Source organism: Bifidobacterium sp. 2450 (assembly GCF_041900695.1).
GTDB classification, from domain to species: Bacteria; Actinomycetota; Actinomycetes; order Actinomycetales; family Bifidobacteriaceae; genus Bifidobacterium; species Bifidobacterium longum.
On the sequence record NZ_JBHEEA010000013.1, the window covers coordinates 36,503 to 53,386 of the forward strand.

11 protein-coding genes and 2 pseudogenes are annotated in these 16,884 nt (G+C 62.8%); 8 read left to right on the forward strand and 5 right to left on the reverse strand.

What is annotated here, in order from left to right; genetic code table 11:
* The first annotated feature begins 90 nt into the window (after positions 1 to 90).
* Positions 91 to 1,416 carry a UDP-N-acetylglucosamine 1-carboxyvinyltransferase gene (gene murA / locus ACEUKI_RS08215; protein ID WP_144169324.1) on the forward strand — a complete coding sequence of 442 codons (1,326 nt, stop codon included), beginning with the start codon at positions 91 to 93 and terminating at the stop codon, positions 1,414 to 1,416.
* Positions 1,417 to 1,464: 48 nt separating this feature from the next.
* On the opposite strand, the gene ACEUKI_RS08220 is transcribed toward murA, so the two are convergent.
* The 4 genes and pseudogenes from ACEUKI_RS08220 to ACEUKI_RS08235 all read right to left on the reverse strand — a co-directional run.
* Positions 1,465 to 2,718 (reverse strand): MalY/PatB family protein, encoded by a 1,254-nt coding sequence (locus tag ACEUKI_RS08220; protein ID WP_144169323.1) that lies wholly within the window; start codon positions 2,716 to 2,718, stop codon positions 1,465 to 1,467.
* A gap of 93 nt (positions 2,719 to 2,811) precedes the next feature.
* On the reverse strand, positions 2,812 to 3,744 hold the full coding sequence (locus ACEUKI_RS08225; protein ID WP_374156706.1) for a LysR family transcriptional regulator: 933 nt from the start codon (positions 3,742 to 3,744) through the stop codon (positions 2,812 to 2,814).
* 76 nt (positions 3,745 to 3,820) lie between these two features.
* Positions 3,821 to 4,867 (reverse strand): annotated as a pseudogene (locus ACEUKI_RS08230) (MFS transporter); the annotation flags it as partial.
* Positions 4,852 to 5,292, reverse strand: a pseudogene (locus ACEUKI_RS08235) (TetR/AcrR family transcriptional regulator); the annotation flags it as partial. The pseudogenes ACEUKI_RS08230 and ACEUKI_RS08235, both read right to left, overlap by 16 nt.
* 213 nt (positions 5,293 to 5,505) lie before the next feature.
* Here ACEUKI_RS08235 and argS point away from each other — a divergent pair.
* From argS to ACEUKI_RS08270, 7 genes are all read left to right on the forward strand, one after another.
* A complete protein-coding gene (argS, locus tag ACEUKI_RS08240) occupies positions 5,506 to 7,368 on the forward strand; it encodes an arginine--tRNA ligase (protein WP_115770443.1) in 1,863 nt (620 codons plus the stop codon).
* A gap of 2 nt (positions 7,369 to 7,370) precedes the next feature.
* A complete protein-coding gene (locus ACEUKI_RS08245; protein WP_374156707.1) occupies positions 7,371 to 8,963 on the forward strand; it encodes a diaminopimelate decarboxylase in 1,593 nt (530 codons plus the stop codon).
* A 159-nt stretch (positions 8,964 to 9,122) separates the two neighbouring features.
* Positions 9,123 to 10,439, forward strand: a complete 1,317-nt coding sequence (locus ACEUKI_RS08250; RefSeq protein ID WP_374156708.1) for a homoserine dehydrogenase — start codon at positions 9,123 to 9,125, stop codon at positions 10,437 to 10,439.
* A 106-nt stretch (positions 10,440 to 10,545) separates the two neighbouring features.
* Positions 10,546 to 11,658: a homoserine kinase gene (locus ACEUKI_RS08255; protein WP_374156709.1), complete on the forward strand. Its 1,113-nt coding sequence runs from the start codon at positions 10,546 to 10,548 to the stop codon at positions 11,656 to 11,658.
* A gap of 136 nt (positions 11,659 to 11,794) precedes the next feature.
* Positions 11,795 to 13,243 (forward strand): Maf family nucleotide pyrophosphatase, encoded by a 1,449-nt coding sequence (locus ACEUKI_RS08260; protein ID WP_374156710.1) that lies wholly within the window; start codon positions 11,795 to 11,797, stop codon positions 13,241 to 13,243.
* 223 nt (positions 13,244 to 13,466) lie between these two features.
* Positions 13,467 to 14,417, forward strand: coding sequence for an ABC transporter ATP-binding protein (locus ACEUKI_RS08265; RefSeq protein ID WP_115770511.1), 951 nt, complete (start codon positions 13,467 to 13,469; stop codon positions 14,415 to 14,417).
* A complete protein-coding gene (locus ACEUKI_RS08270) occupies positions 14,414 to 15,862 on the forward strand; it encodes an FtsX-like permease family protein (protein WP_144169318.1) in 1,449 nt (482 codons plus the stop codon). Before ACEUKI_RS08265 ends, ACEUKI_RS08270 begins: the two co-directional genes overlap by 4 nt.
* Here the strand turns inward: ACEUKI_RS08270 and ACEUKI_RS08275 are convergent.
* Complete coding sequence (locus tag ACEUKI_RS08275; protein WP_144169317.1) at positions 15,844 to 16,872, reverse strand: LacI family DNA-binding transcriptional regulator; 1,029 nt, start codon at positions 16,870 to 16,872, stop codon at positions 15,844 to 15,846. The genes ACEUKI_RS08270 and ACEUKI_RS08275 overlap by 19 nt on opposite strands.
* Between the last annotated feature and the right edge of the window lie 12 nt (positions 16,873 to 16,884).

Below are 16,884 nucleotides of genomic sequence, written 5' to 3' on the forward strand. Positions count from 1 at the left end.
GCTGGGGGCGCATTTCACGGAGTCGGCACATGGCTTATGGCAAACTGGACGGTAGCATTTTTTGAATCTTGATTGATTGAGGAGAGTGGCGTGGCTGAGAATCCGGATGACGTGTTGCATGTCGAGGGCGGCAAGCCTTTGAATGGCACGATCAAGGTGCGTGGCGCGAAGAACTTCGTGAGCAAGGCGATGGTCGCCGCGCTGCTGGCACCGGGCAAGTCGGTGCTGAAGAACGTGCCGGAGATCCGCGACGTGCATGTGGTGTCCGATTTGCTGCGCCTGCATGGCGTGGACGTGGATGTGGACGGTGCGAACGGCATTGTGACCATCGACGCCTCGCGCGTGCAGCTGGCCGATGTGGCCGACGTGGATACACTGTCCGGTTCGTCGCGCATCCCGATCCTGTTCTCCGGCCCGCTCGTGCACCGTTTGGGTGAGGCGTTCATTCCCGCGTTGGGCGGCTGCGCGATTGGCGGACGTCCGATTGACTTCCATCTGGAGACGCTGCGCAAGCTGGGCGCCACGGTGGACAAGGAACATAAGGACGGCATCCACATCACCGCGCCCAACGGCCTGCACGGCGCGAAGATTCACCTGCCGTACCCGTCCGTGGGCGCCACCGAGCAGACGCTGCTGGCTGCCGTGCTGGCCGAGGGCAAGACCGAACTGTCGGGCGCGGCCACCGAGCCGGAGATCATGGATCTGGTGTGCGTGCTGCAGAAGATGGGCGCGATCATTTCTGTGGACGTTGATCGCACCTTCCGCATTGAAGGCGTCAAGGAGCTGCAAGGCTACACGCACACGTCGCTGACCGACCGTATCGAGGCCGCGTCCTGGGCGTCCGCCGCGCTGGCCACGCACGGTGACATTTTCGTCAAGGGTGCCACCCAGCCGGAGATGATCACGTTCCTGAACGTGTTCCGCAAGGTGGGCGGCAAGTTCGAGGTGACGGACAAGGGTATCCGTTTCTGGCATCCGAGCGGGGACTTGAAGCCCGTGGCGATCGAGACGGACGTGCATCCCGGGTTCATGACCGACTGGCAGCAGCCGCTCGTGGTGGCTCTGACGCAAGCCAATGGCCTGTCGATTGTGCACGAGACCGTGTACGAGAACCGCTTTGGCTTTACCAAGCCGCTGGTCGAGATGGGTGCCACCATCCAGCTGTACCGCGAGTGCTTGGGCTCGCTGCCGTGTCGTTTCCGGCAGCGCAACTACAAGCATTCCGCCGTGATCTTCGGACCGACCCCGCTGACCGGACGCGACATCGACGTGCCGGACCTGCGTGGTGGGTTCAGCCATCTGATCGCGGCCTTGGCCGCGTCAGGCCCCTCGGACGTGCACGGCATCAGCCTGATCGACCGAGGCTACGCCGACTTCCGCGGCAAACTCGAAGCGTTGGGTGCCGACTTCGATTAATTCGGCCGTTCCTCGGCTCCCCTCTCTGAGGGGAGCCACAATTTTGTTCTACAACAGCCCGTCCGCCTCAAGTGCGGCGGCCATGCGGTCGAAGCATTCCTCCAGTAGCGGGTAGGGCATGGCAAAGTTCATGCGTACGCATCCATGCCCGACCTCGCCGCATTCGCGGCCGTCCGTCAACGCCACATTGGCTTTCTTGAAGAAATAGTCGGCCGGGTCGTCAATGCCCAGTGGCGAGAAATCCAACCACGCGATATACGTGCCCTGCGGCTCCACATAGCGCACCTTGGCGAATCTCGTGCGCATCTGCTCGTTGACCAGCGCGATGTTGCGCTCGATGTACGCCATCACGCCCTCGAACCATGCCGCGCCGCCGTCATAGGCCGCAGTGGTGGCGATGGCGCCGATGGTGGCCGTCTGATGTTCGGACCATTCCGCGTTCCTCATCCACAGTTCCAGATCGTCCGGATTGGTGAGAATCACCTGCGCGCACTTGGTGCCGGGAATATTGAACGACTTCGAGGCTGAAGTGGAGGTGAACGCCTGCATGGCCGTCTGCCGGTTGATTGAGGCGAATGGCACATGCGTGTGGCCTTGGTAGACGAACGGCGCGTGAATCTCATCGGAGAATATACGCACGTCGTACTTGGCGGCCAGGTCGGACAATCGCAGCATTTCTTCGCGCGTCAATACCTTGCCGATCGGGTTGTGCGGGTTGCACAGCACGAAGGCATGGCAGCCGTTCGCGAACGCCTGCTCAATGGCGTCGAAATCGAACAGCCATTCATCATTGCGCCCGCTGCTCTCGCCAGCGCCCGCGCACAGCATCGGAATCTCAAGAACCTCCACGCCATACAGACGCGGCACACTTAGGAACGGCATATAGGCCGGAGTCGGTACCACGATGGAGTTACCGGCGCGCACGATCTCGCGCAGGAACACTTCGAACGCCTCCAGCACGTCCGGCACCGGGCGGATGCACGTTGGATCCACCTCCCAGCCGTAGCGGCGTTGCCATGCGGCGCACGAGCGGGCGACCTCCTTCTTCCACGGGTCGGGAATGTAGCCGAGCGCGCCACGTTCGGTGGCCTCTTCGATGGCTTCGGCCACGCACGGTGCCAGACCGTAATCCATCTCGGCGATGAATGCGCCGATGCAGCCGGGGTAACGGGTCCATTTATCCGAACCGACCTGCTCCAGATCCTCGATGGTCGTCACGTCGATGTGATTGGCATCAAAGCAAGAGGCGCCGGCGGTTGCGTTGCTCAAAGTCGTTGACTGGGGAATGTTGTTCATGCTCATAACATGTCATTGTTCCCGGTGCAGAAGGGCTGCTCAACGGTCTGGCTCCCCGAAATCGTGATGGCGCTCGCAAGCTTGCTTATCGCTGTGCGACTACTTGGCACTCAAATATTTGAGTGACGTGCGCTCGAGCTCCTCGAGCAATGAACCAAGCGCGGGGCGATGGTCGCCGGCACGAGTCACGATGCCGACCTCGCGCACCGCAAAATCGTCGGCAATGGGACAGGCCACCAGATCGCCCTGCAAGTTGATATGCGTATCGAGCGCCGGCACCAGCGAGACGCCCATACCAACCTCGACCAGGTTCTGCGTGGCCCAGTAATCATCCGTGCAGTGGCGGATATCCGGCTTGAATCCGGCACGGGTGGCCAGTTTCACCAAATTTGCGCGACAGGTGGGGCAGCCGGCGATCCAATGCTCGTCTTTGGCGGCGGACAGCGGCACGGGTTCGCCGGTCTCCTCGAATCGTTTGGCGATGTCGCTGGAGCGGCGGACCAGCAGTCGCATCGGATCGTAACCCAGCGAATGGAAGGTCAGGTCGTCGCCGATGTGCAGGAAGTTCGGGATGCTGCTGTAGCGGAACACGGCGGCGGCATCGGCCTTGCCTTGGGAAATCAGACCGATTGCCTCCGGCGGCTCCATCTGAATCAGGCTCAGCTCGATGTCCGTGAACATACTGAGCTTGACCACGGTACGGGCCGCGATAGTAGAGCAGATTGACGGTGGGGCCACCAAATGCAGGTGAGCAAACCGATGATGCCGATAATCCTCGACCTCACGGGCCGCCCGCTCCAGCCGATCGGCGATGGCCTCGCCGTGGCGGGCGAGCATCGAACCGGTGGCGGTGAGTTCCACACCATGCGAGGTGCGTTGCACCAGAGTCGAACCGCACTGTGCCTCCAGCTTTTTGATCTGCTGGCTGATGGCCGGCTGCGACCAACCCGTGGCCTTGGCCGTGGCGGAGAACGAACCATACTGTTCGATCTGCCACAACGTGACCAATGATTGGGGGTTGAGCGCGGCCATAGGTACCTCTTTCGTGCCTTTTCGTGCGGTGATTCAATTATGGCCGGGCGGCGGGATGTGGCGTGCGCGCCGATCGTCAGTCCTCGAACTGCTTGGCGAGCGGAACCATCAGCACGGTGAGCACGGCGAACAGGGCGGTGGTGATGAACAGCACGATGGCGACCGGCATTTGGTCGTAGGCCCAGCCGTACACCATCTGGCCGAGCGGCTGGGCACACATGCTCACGGCCGCGGCCATGGACATCACTTTGCCGGTCATCGCCTCGGGCGTGCTGAGCTGGATGGCGGGCACGGCGATGAGATTCGTGAAGCAACTGGCAACCATTGTGCCGCAGGCGAAGACAATAAGCACCACGAGTTTGGTCCATGCGTCGACTGGCAGCAGGAACACAATGCCCTGTGGGACCATGGCCAGCGTAAGCGTCGCCATCAGCCCCGGCATCCAGTGCATCGTGAGTCTGGCGGCGAACAAGCCGGCGATGAATGCGCCCGCCACGCCGGAAACGCCGATCAGGCCGTCGGCGATGCCGTAGACAGTGGCGTCGAAGCCGAGCACTGTACGAATCGTGTACGGGAAGCCGACGCCGGAATAGCCGATAAGCACAAAGTTGAGTGCCGCCGCGAACAACAGCAGTCTGAATACATTCGGCCGGTCCTTGATGAGGAATCGCACGCCTGCCTTGAGGTCTTCAAGTGGGGTGGGCAGCTCCTCGTCGCCGCGATCCGGGGCACCGAGGCGGATGAAGCATTCGAGCGCGGCTGCGCCGGCGAAGCTTGCGATGGCGATGATCATCATGAGACGGATGCCGAACATCGCATACAGCACGCCGCCGAGGAAGCTCGGCAGCAGACTGCTTAGTTGTTGGACCTGATTGATCACGGCCATGCCTTGGCGCATGGTGGCCGGGCCGTACTGCCGGAACATCTGGGGGAGTGCGGCCTGCACAGTCGGGGTTTCGAAGGCGCCGAGCACGGCGAGCAGCACCTGCATGGTGGCGATGGCTACGATATGGAAGCCCGTGGTGGCGAAGACGATGGCGCTCGCCAGCACGAGCACGGCGGAGATAGCGTCGAGCGCCACCATGATGGTGCGGCGGTTGACGCGATCGGCCAGCACGCCTCCGAGACGCCCGCCTCGATCAGCGGCAGGAAGCGTTCGGGCAGATGCTTGCTCCATACCTGCATATTCGCGGCGAACGAAACCGGATCACTCAGCATCGGCATGGCGGCTCGCATGATCTGCACGTGGTCTTGCTCGGTCATCGAATGCCGCCATAGCACGCGGAACTTTTCGAGGGCGGTAAGGTCAGTGCGATTCATGACGGATTCGTTGAAGTCGTCCTGCGCATTGTTGTCTCGGTTGGTGAGCTCTTCGAGGATGTCTTCCTTGGATTTGAAGTGGTGGTAGATCGCGCCTTTGGAGAGGTCGCCGAGCTCGTCCACGATGTTCTGGATGGAGGTGTGCTCATAGCCCTTGGCCATGAACAGCCGTTGTGCGGCGTCGAGGATGCGGGTGCGCGTCACCTCGGGGTGAGCGTTACGTGCCATGGTGGCCTCCCTACTGTGCTTGATGTTGCAGATCACTATAGATACCGACCGACGGTATGTATAGCGGTTTCGGCGAGCCTCCAACGATTCCGGAGATTGTCGCCTACCCTTTTTCGCTTGGTATCTTTCGGCTGTGTGCTTGCCCCCGCCAGCAGGGGCAGCATATAGGCATACCAGGGTGCAAGTGTCGCCGTTCTCAGTATCCTTAGAAGAATGAGTCCTGAAGCCTTAAGTGAACTGATTTCCAGCATTGCCCACAACCTCGTCGCCGCAGGCCAGGCCGGCGCGTTGACCGACGAGCTGATTCCGCCCGTCGACAAGCTCGCCGTGATGCGCCCGAAGGACCGTGCGCATGGAGACTGGGCCTCCAACATCGCCATGCAGCTGGCCAAGAAGGCCGGCATGAAGCCGCGCGATCTGGCCGAGCCGTTCGCCGCCGCGCTCGCTGAAGCCGACGGCATCGCCAAGGTCGAGGTGGCAGGCCCCGGCTTCATCAACATCACGCTTGACTCCGCCTCGGCCGCCGCCGTGGTGGACACCGTACTCGCCGCCGGTGCCGTGACCGACGCCGACAAGCATCTCAACAAGGTCAACGAATACGGCCGCAACGCCCATCTGGGCGGCCAGACCCTGAATCTCGAGTTCGTCTCCGCCAACCCCACCGGTCCGATTCACATCGGCGGTACCCGTTGGGCTGCCGTCGGCGATGCCATGGCCCGCGTGCTCGAGGCCAACGGCGCCAAGGTGGTGCGCGAATACTATTTCAACGACCACGGCGAGCAGATCAACCGCTTCGCCAAGTCGCTGGTCGCCGACTGGGCCGAGGCCAATAACTTGGGCGACGCCGGCTACCAGACCGAAACCCCGTGCGACGGCTACAAGGGTGCCTACATCAACGAGATCGCCGCCCGTGTTCAGGCCGAAGCCGAGTCCGACGGCGTGGACCTGACCGCACTGGCCCACCAGGATCAGGGCCTGAACGATGACGGTGAACCGCTCGGCGAGGCCGATACCGAAGTGCGCGAGGAATTCCGCAAGCGCGCTGTACCGATGATGTTCGACGAGATTCAGAAGTCCATGAAGGACTTCCGCGTGAACTTCGACGTCTGGTTCCATGAAAACAGCCTGTACGCCGACGGCAAGGTCGACGCCGCCATCGAAGAGCTCAAGTCCCGCGGCGACATCTTCGACAAGGACGGCGCCACTTGGTTTGAATCCACCAAGCACGGCGACGACAAGGACCGTGTGATCATCAAGTCCAATGGTGAGTTCGCCTACTTCGCCGCCGACATCGCCTACTACTGGGACAAGCGCCACCGTGCCGAAAACCCGGCCGACGTGGCCATCTACATGCTTGGCGCCGACCACCACGGCTACATCGGCCGCATGATGGCCATGTGCGCGGCCTTCGGTGACGAACCCGGCAAGAACATGCAGATTCTCATCGGCCAGCTGGTCAACGTGATGAAGGACGGCAAGCCCGTGCGCATGTCCAAGCGCGCCGGCAACGTCGTGACCATCGACGACCTGGTCTCCGTGGTCGGCGTGGACGCCGCCCGCTACTCGCTGGCCCGCTCCGATTACAACCAGAACTTCGACATCGACTTGGCCCTGCTCGCCTCGCACACCAACGACAACCCGGTGTACTACGTGCAGTACGCGCACGCCCGCTCCAAGAACGTGGACCGCAACGCAGCCGCCGCCGGCATCAGCTACGAGGGTGCCGACCTGGCCCTGCTCGACACCGAGGCCGACGGCGAAGTGCTCGCCGCCCTCGCCCAATTCCCGAGCGTGCTCGCCACTGCGGCCGACGACCGCCAGCCGCACAAGGTGGCCCGTTACCTCGAAGAACTGGCCGCCACCTATCACAAGTGGTACAACGTAGAGCGCGTGGTGCCGATGGCCCTGACCGATCCGGAAACCCGTGGCGACGACGAGGCTCGCAAGGCCTTGGAGATTGCCAAGAACCCGGAGCCGGCCCGTGCCGCCGCCCGCCTGAAGCTCAATGACGCCGTCCAGCAGGTCATCGCCAACGGCCTCGACCTCCTCGGCGTCACCGCCCCCGAAAAGATGTGATTATGCCTATTTCTCCAATTTGGCCGGCCGCTACGGCTGTGAATGCCGAAGGCTCCATCGAATTTCATGGTCGTACCGCCGAATCGCTGCTTGACGAGTTCGGCTCGCCGCTCTATCTCATCGACACTGATGAAGTAGTCGCACGTGCTAGGCACTTCGTGCGCACTGCCGCCGAAGCATTCAACACCTCCACTACGCACGTGAGCTTTGCCGGCAAGGCGTTCTTGTCCAAAGAAGTCGTGCGATTGGTCACCGAGGCCGGCATGTTTGTGGACACTTGCACGATGGGCGAGATGAAAATCGCCCTCGCCGCTGGCGTTCCCGGACGTCGTCTGGTGCTGCACGGCAACAACAAGTCCGATGAGGAAATCGCGCTGGCCATCGAACAGGGCTTCGCCAAAATCGTGATCGACGAGCCCGACGAGCCGGAGCGCGTTGCTGCCATCGCCCGCAAGCTCGGCAAACGCGCCCGCGTGATGCTGCGCGTCACCGTCGGTGTCCACGCCGGCGGCCACGAGTACATCTCCACTGCTCACGAGGACCAGAAGTTCGGCGTGCCGCTGCTGGCCGCCGGGGCCGACGCCGCTGTGCTCGACGTGCTGAACGACCTCAAAGACGTGACGCCTGCCGCTACCAACGCGCGTATCTCTGCGACGCATTCCCCGGAAAATGGCGCGGAAAAGACCGAGAAATCAGAGCGCGAGCTGCACTACGACGTCAAGTACCCGTACGACCTGAGCCACGAGGAAGTCTCCGACACAGACAAAGCGCTGGCCGCCGCGATGGAAGCCATTGCGGACGGTCCGTCCATCGCCGTGCTCAAGACCATCCTCGCCAACCAGGACGTACTCGAACTGGTCGGAGCCCACTCGCACATCGGCTCCAACATCCACGATGCGGACGCCTTCATTCACGCGGCCAAGCGCATGATGCTGCTGCGCAAGACCCTGTGGGCCACCGACGCCTACATCCTGCCCGAAATCGACCTCGGCGGCGGCTACTCCGTGGCCTACACCGATGGCGAAGATTCAATGGACATTGACGTGGAACTCACTCGCTTGGCGGATGCAGTCAACAGCACCAACCGTGCGCTCGGCATGCCCGCCCCGGCCATCAGCTTCGAGCCCGGCCGCTACATCGTGGCGCCCGCCGGCGTAACCCTGTACCGCGTGGGCACCATCAAGCACGTGCACTTGTCCGATGCCAAAGACAGTGACGGCAACCCGATTGCCGAGCGCGTGTATGTGTCTGTGGATGGCGGCATGTCCGACAACATTCGCCCGGCACTCTACGGTGCCGACTACACCGCGCGTCTGGCGAACCGCACCGGTTCCGCTGAAACGATGCTTGCCCGTGTGTGCGGTATGCATTGCGAATCCGGCGACATCGTGGTTCACGAGGTGCAGTTGCCCGCCGATTTGAAGCGCGGTGACATTCTCGCCGTGCCGGTTACCGGCGCATACGGCCGCACCATGGCCAGCAACTACAACCAGGCGCTGATTCCGGCGGTGGTTGCTGTCAGCGAGTCCGGCGCGCACGTCATGCTCCGCCGCCAGACCGTAGACGACCTACTCAACCTCGACGTCAGCGAGTAATCAGCGTGCAGAGGTGAGCGCCTGACAGTCTGTAATGTGCGGTCAAATCCGTCATAATACGAAAAGGGCCGTCAGCTTGATGAGTACTTTCGGTCTGCTGTCGGAAATAATCCGTAAAATAGGCGTGGGATATAGAAAACTTTTTGGAAGGACCCTGAATTGGCTCACAACAGCGAAACCCCGATTCGCGTAGGCCTGCTTGGTGCCGGCACCGTCGGCTCCCAGACCGCCCGCCTGATTGTCGAGCAGAAGGACGAACTGTCCGCTCGTGTCGGCCGCCCGATCGAACTGACCGGCGTCGCCTGCCTCGACCCGAAGGAAACTGAGAAGTTCCCGTGGATCGACCAGTCCATCGTCACCACCGATACTTTGAGCGTGGCCACCAACTCGGACATCGTCATCGAGCTCATCGGCGGCACCACCGTGGCCCGCAAGTTCGTGCTTGCCGCCATCGAATCCGGTGCTTCCGTGGTCACCGCCAACAAGGCGCTGCTGGCCAAGTACGGCCCGGAGATCTACTCCGCCGCCGAGGCCAAGGGCGTCGACATCTACTTCGAGGCCGCTGTGGGTGGCGCGATTCCGTTCCTGCGCCCGCTGCGCGAGTCCCTGGTCGGCGACAAGGTGACCAGCATGCTCGGCATCGTCAACGGCACCACCAACTACATCCTCGACGAGATGACCACCAAGGGTCTCCAGTTCGACGACGTGCTCAAGGACGCCCAAGCCAAGGGCTACGCCGAAGCCGACCCGACTGGCGACATCGAAGGCTACGATGCTGCCAACAAGGCCGCCATCATGGCCACCCTCGGCTTCCACACCTCCGTGACCATCGACGATGTGTCCGTTGAAGGCATCACCAAGATCACCGCCGACGACATCGCCGCCGCCACCGCCGAACACAAGGTCATCAAGCTGTTCGCCGTGGTCGAGAACGGCGAGGCCGGCGTTTCCGCCCGCGTCTACCCGGCCCTGATCGACGAGAACCACCCGCTGGCCTCCGTGCATGGCTCCTTCAACGCCGTGTTCGTCAAGGCCGAGGCCGCCGACGACCTCATGTTCTACGGCCGTGGCGCCGGCGGCGCTCCGACCGCCTCCGCCGTCGTGGGCGACGTGGTGACCGAAGCCCGCCACATTGCTGCTGGCTGCACCGGCCCGTCCATCCCGCTGTACAAGAATCTGCCGAAGGCTCCGATTACCGCCTCCAAGGCTGCATTCGCCGTGCGCTTCCTGATCCACGACAAGCCGGGCGTGCTGGCCGCCATCGCCGCTGAGTTCGCCAAGAACGGTGTCTCCATCAACGGTGTGAACCAAGATCTGAAGCCCACCATGACCGACCCCGGCTACGACGGCGAGATTCAGCAGTTGCGCATCGTGACCCACCTGACCGACGAGGAAACCCTGCGCAACACCGTCAAGGCCGTGCAGGCGCTCGACTTCGTCACCGGCGACCCGTCCATCCTGCGCGTGCTGGACTGACACCGTCTAGGCTCCCTCTGATGAGGCGGTCGAATGGCTGCCCGTGAGTTGAAAGCTGAATACCCAAGCTCCCCTGACAAGGGGAGCTCCTTTTTAAGGAACAACCATGAACCCAATCTGCAATAGCGTTCACGTGCGCGTGCCCGCCACGTCCGCCAACCTCGGCTCCGGCTTCGATACCGTGGGTCTGGCGCTCGACTACCATGACGAGGTCACTTTCACGCTCAACGACGACCCGAACGACGGCATTGCCCACGTGATCATCCACGGCGAGGGTGCCGACACCCTCCCATGCGACGAAACCCACCTCGTGGTCTCCACCTTCCGCCGTGCCTGTGCCACGTTCGGCCTCGGCCGACTCGGCTTCACGCTGGAAGCGACCAACAACATCCCTCAGGCTCGTGGCATGGGCTCTTCCGCCGAGGCCATTGTGGCCGGCATCGCCGCCGCCGCGGCCTTCGCCCAGACCGGTGACCTCAACCGTCCGGCCGTCTTCGATATGGCCGCCCAGATTGAAGGACACCCGGACAATGTGGCCCCGGCTGTGTTCGGTGGCCTGACCGTCTCTTGGGACTTCGAAACCGCGGAAGGCGTCGGCTCGGTCGCCGTTCCTGGTGGTGAACCGCTGCACGGCGGATTCCACGCCGTCAACTACCCGGTGGACCCGTCCATCACCGCCGCCGTGTTCGTGCCCGACTATGAGCTGTCCACTGAGAAGGCCCGTCAGGCGCTGCCTAGGGAACTGCCATACAAGGACGCCGTCTACAACGTGTCTCGCGTGGGTCTGCTGCCCGCTGCGATGAATCCCGTGGTGCTGGCTCAGGCCGCCCAGCAGGGCAAATCCGGCGTCGCCGCTGTCCCGGCTCAGGATGCCGATACGTGCGCTTGCGCTGGCGGAACCCGTGAATCGGCGTTCGCCGACGAGCTTGCGGCCGCTCAGGCCCAGTCCAACGCGCTGCTGTTCACCGCCACGCAGGACAAACTGCACCAGCCGTATCGCGGTGCCCTGATGCCGCCGTCCACCGAGCTCATTGCGCTCTTCCGCTCCAAGGGCTATGCCACCGCAGTCTCCGGTGCCGGCCCCTGCGTGCTCGTGCTGCATTACGGTAACGCCCGCGAAGCCATCGACCAGATCGCATCGGAGCAGCTTGCTTCCGGCCATTGGCGTGTGCTTCACCTGCCCATCAACACCGCCGGCGTCGAAATCGAGCGTCGCTAAGTCGAGGAGAAGGCTCCCGCTGGCGGGAGCTGGCCGCCGCAGGCGGTCTGAGGGTGGTCCGCCATACCGGCAGAGACCACCCTCAGTCTCACTTCGTTCGACAGCTCCCGCCAGCGGGAGCATAAGGACTTAAGTCATGTCCATTCCGCTAATTCTTGCTTCCAAGTCCAAGCCTCGCCGTGACGTGCTGTATTCGGCGGGTATCTGCCCCACAATTCGCGTCTCGCACGTGGATGAGCCTGCTGCGCTGGAAGCGACCGCCCGTGAAGAAGGCGTCACCGTCGACGATCTGAGCATCAAGCAGCGCGTGATGATTCTGGCCGCGGCCAAGGCCGAGGCCGTTCATCGTGCGTATCGTGATGTGGCCGATACTGCCGCCGCCGCGACCGGTGACCGCGTGATCGCCTACCCGCTCAAGGCCCAGGAGATCAAGGATTCGGAACGCGAAGCTGCCGTCGAAGACTTGCGTGAAGCCGCCGCTGGCAAGCCCATTGACTATTCCAAGGCGGAAATCGCCACCACGCGCGACTTCTCCGGCATCGATATGCCGACCGTCACCGAACCCATCGCCACCGCTATTGCCGGACAGCCGGGACTGACCGAGGCGACAGTCGGCCCGCTGATTCTCGGCTGTGATTCGATGTTCCTCTTGGACGGCGAATGCTACGGCAAGCCGCACAGCGAAGCCGTGGCCCGCGAACGACTGAAGCGCATGAGCGGCGCGACCGGCGAACTGTGGACCGGCCACTGCCTGATCGATTTCGCGACCGGACGTACCGTGCGCGGCGCAAGCCACGCCAAAGTCCATTTCGGCGAATTCGCCGATGCCGACATCGAACGGTACATCGCCACTGGCGAGCCGCTGGAAGTCGCCGGATCGTTCACGCTGGAAGGCTTCGGTGGTGCGTTCATCGACAGCATTGAGGGCGACCCGCACGGCATCATCGGCCTCAGCTTGCCGCTGGCCCGGCATCTGGCCGGCGAACTGGGCATCACGTGGACTGACCTGTGGAATGTCGGCCGTGGTGAACTGGAGCCGGAAAGCAAGGCATCGGGCAACCAGCACGCTGGCATTCTGCCGCCGGTCGAAAACGTACACCAGCCCGGCGATGGCTGGGTGGACTGCGCCTGCGGCCGCAAGCATTGGGGTACCAACGGTGCTTCCGGTATTCTGCTGGCTCGCCGCGACCCGGTGAGTGGCAAGGTGACCCACGTGGTCATGCAACATCGCGCCGCGTGGAGCGCCGAAGGCGGCACGTGGGGTATTCCCGGCGGTGCCACCGCGGACGGCGAATCGCCCATCGAGGGCGCGCTGCGCGAAAGCTATGAGGAAGCCAACATCACTCCCGAAGACATCGAGGTAGTCGGCTCCTACCGCGAGGACCACGGCCCGTGGGCCTACACCACCGTGTTTGCCTTCGAAAAGCCCGGCTACACCGTCGAGCCCAAGGCAAACGACGACGAAAGCATGGAAATCTGCTGGGTCCCGATTGCCGAGGTGCCTAACCGCAAGCTCCTCACCGCCATGAAGACCGACTGGCCCCGCTTCGCCGCCCGCCTGGACAAGCTGGCTGCCGCGCAATAATGCGCTCAGTGTGTAGAAACCAGCCAGCATACTGACGCCATTTCTTTATGCAAATGTGAGTTTGAATGCACATGTTATTACATAGATGCAGGTATATAAAAATGTATTGTCGCGTCGACTGCGTATCTCTAATCCTTGCGGATGAGGGGCGGGCCGATAATCCAGAAAGGTTCATACCACAGCCCGATGGTCGGCTGGGCGTTCGCTCCGTACGCTCGGGAGTATGAATACAGCAGCATCGCAATTGCAGCAGCCTCAGCCGGCGTCGGGACCGGCGGCTCAGCCTCAGCAGTCTCAGCAACCCCAACAGTTCCAGCAGCCGGCATCGCACACCCAGCAGTGGGCCCCGGTCATCGAGGCGCACGACCTGGTCATGGACTACACCGCCAGCATGGCCCGCGCACAGGCCGGGCACGGCGTCACCGGCGTGATGCCAGCCGGCACGGGAGCCGGCTATGCGTCGGCGAATCCCGCTGCGGCCGGACCGGGTGCCATTCAGGCCGGCCAGCCATCCCAGCCAGCCCAGCCCGGCTTCGCCATGCCGACCATGCACACGCTCGCCCTGAACCATGTGAACTTCACGCTCCGGGAGGGCGAGACGGTAGCCGTGATGGGCCCGTCCGGCTCCGGCAAATCCACTTTGCTGCACGCGCTCGCCGGCATCATTAAGCCGACCGCCGGCACCGTCATCTTCCGTGGTGCCGACCTGAGCCGCATGAGCGACGCCGAGCGCACCAAACTGCGCCGCAACGCCTTCGGCTTCGTCTTCCAATCCGGCCAGCTGCTGCCCGAACTGCCGGCGGTCGAAAACATCGCCCTGCCGATGATGCTTGACGGCATGCCCTACCGCACCGCCACCGACACGGCGATCCTGTGGCTGGAACGCATGGGATTGCGCGCGCTCGCCACGCACCGGCCGGGGGAGATGAGCGGCGGCCAGATGCAGCGCATCGCCATCGCCCGCGCCCTTGCCGTCAAACCTGCCGTGGTCTTCGCCGACGAGCCGACCGGCGCACTTGACCAAGCCACCGGCCGCGAGGTCATGGGCATTCTCATGGCCGCCGCGCGAGACAACGGTTCCGCTGTGGTCGTCGTCACCCACGACCCCAACGTCGCCGCGTTCTGCTCGCGCACCGTGACCATGCAGGACGGCCAGCTGGGAGGCGTACGATGAGCACTTTCGCATTGTGGCGATTGTTCCATCGCCCTGGCTCGCGTGGCAGTGCGGGCCATACTTCGGTGTTGGCCATCATTGCTTTTGCCGCAGCCACCACTATTTTTCTCACCGTTTTGGGCGGCGTGCATGGGTTCATGTGGCGCGCCTCCGCCGACCACACCATTGGATGCGCAATCAATCTCGACGCTTGCAAACCCGGAACAGCGGAAATCTGGAAGCAGCGTATCGCCAATCCCCACAGCCTGGATCAATACGCCACGGCATACGTCGTGCTGGCGTTCTTTGCCTGCCTGCTGCTGATCGTGCCGTTCGTGGCGCTTGCCGGTTCCGCCGCGCGATTGGCTGCGTCCCGTCGTGACGCTCGGCTCGCATCCCTGCGCTTGGCAGGCGCGACCACGGGCCAGGTTATTCGCCTTACGGCGCTTGATGCGGCTGGGCAGGCGTTGGCGGGGGTGCTGATTGGCATCGCGGGGTACTGCGTGTTGATCCCCCTAATCATGTTGCTGCATTTCCAGAATCAGACGTTTACGTTCGAGCAACTGTGGGTGGGGCCGATTGCCTTGATCATTACGCTTGTTGGCGTGACCGTGTTGGCGCTGATCTCTTCGCTGGTCACGCTTCGGCGCGTGGCCATCACGCCACTCGGCGTCACTTCACGCGTTGCGACTGCGCTGCCGTCCGGCTGGCGTGTGGTGGTGTTCGCCGTCATTATGGTGATTGCCGTTCTTCTGTTCAAGAATCCGATGGTGCTTGCTCAGGCCGGTGAAGTAGTGATGTACGGCGTGATCATCGGTTTCATGCTGCTGTGCTTCGCGCTGGTGAACCTCGCGGGCTCCTGGGTGGTCACCGCTCGCGCCAAAGCCAAGGCCAAGGGCCCCAAGGACGCGGCCACGATGATCGCCATGCGCCGTATTCTCGACAATCCGAAGCGCGCCTGGCGCAACGTGTCCGGCATCGCGTTGGCCGTGTTCATCGCCGGCATCACCTCGATCTGCGGATTCTTCGGATCGGCCGCCGTGGTCGGTGACGCCAACGACCCGTTCACCGTGTTCATTCGCGACATCGGCACCGGCGGCATTCTGACGCTTGTGTTCGCCGCTGTGCTTGCCGCGGTCAGCTCCGGTGTGATGCAGGCCGGCAGCGTGTACGATCAGGCCGGCGAATATCGCATGTTGGTGTTGGAGGGCACTGATGTCAAGACCTTGAACCGTGCGCGATTCATCGAGGTACTCACCCCGCTCAACATCGTGGTGATCGTGGCCGGCGGCTGTTCCATGCTGCTTATGGCCCCTCTGTTCGCCGCTTCGATGACCGAACCGGCCACGCTGGCCAGCTTCTTCGGCGGGCTTGTGCTGTGCTATGCGCTGGTTTCCATCGGCGCGTTCGCGTCCAATCGTGTGGCGGCCAGCTTGAATCTGGCCGATTATCGGGCTGATGACTGAGGCGGTACGGTACTTTCCCGGATGACGACGCTGGTGGGAAGGATGACGTGCATATCGCCCGGATTGTCATTGCGGTTGTCGATGATCATCTGCACGGCACGTTGTGCGATTTCGCTGAACGGCTGGTGCACGCTGGTCAGGGAAGGCATGAGCTGATCAGCGGGGAAAATGTCGTCAAGCCCCATTACGGACAACTGTTTGGGCAACAGAATCTTATGTTCACGTGCCGCGCGATACGTGCTTACCGCCGACAAGTCGTTGCAGCAGAAAATCGCGGTGGGTCGGTCGGGGAGTTCCAGCAGCCGGCAGGCTGCTTCATAGCTTGTTTCGGCGGGAAAGTAGTCGCCCTGTTCGATATAGGACTCCGGCAGATCCACCCCGGCCTGTTGCAGAGCGGCGGTGAATCCGCTATAGCGCGCGATGCTGGTCTGTAGGTTCGCCGGCCCCCGGATAACGGCGATGCGTCGATGGCCGAGCGACAGCAGGTGTTTGCCGGCCTGGTATCCTGCGGTCCAGTTATCGATGGACACGCTCATCACATCCGAATCGACGGTATCGATTGGGTCGATGATGACCACGGGAATACTGCGTGATTTCAACAAAGACTTCGCTTGAGTGGTCAGACCGCCCATCTGCTGCATGATCACGCCCTGCGGATTGCGGTCGATGATGCCGCGGAAGCAGCTTTCGGTGGCCTCGCCGTGATTCGTCTGCGTCACCGTGATCGCGAGACCGGCCTGCTGTGCCCAGTGCGAGGCGTGTTTGATGAGTTCCATCGTGCCGTTGTGCGCGATGTACTCGACGACGAGTTCGATGGTGGGGGAGAGCTTGGTGCTCACCAGCGGGCGCGAGTAATCATGCTCGCGCAGCACCTGTTCGACCTGACGTCGCGTCTCGTCGGAGATGCCGGGCCGGCCGTTGATCACCTTGGAGACGGTCGAAGGGGAGACACCGGCGATCTTCGCCAGATCACCGACCTTGAGCTTATGCGTGGGATTGTCGTTGGCCATCACCGCTCCTCT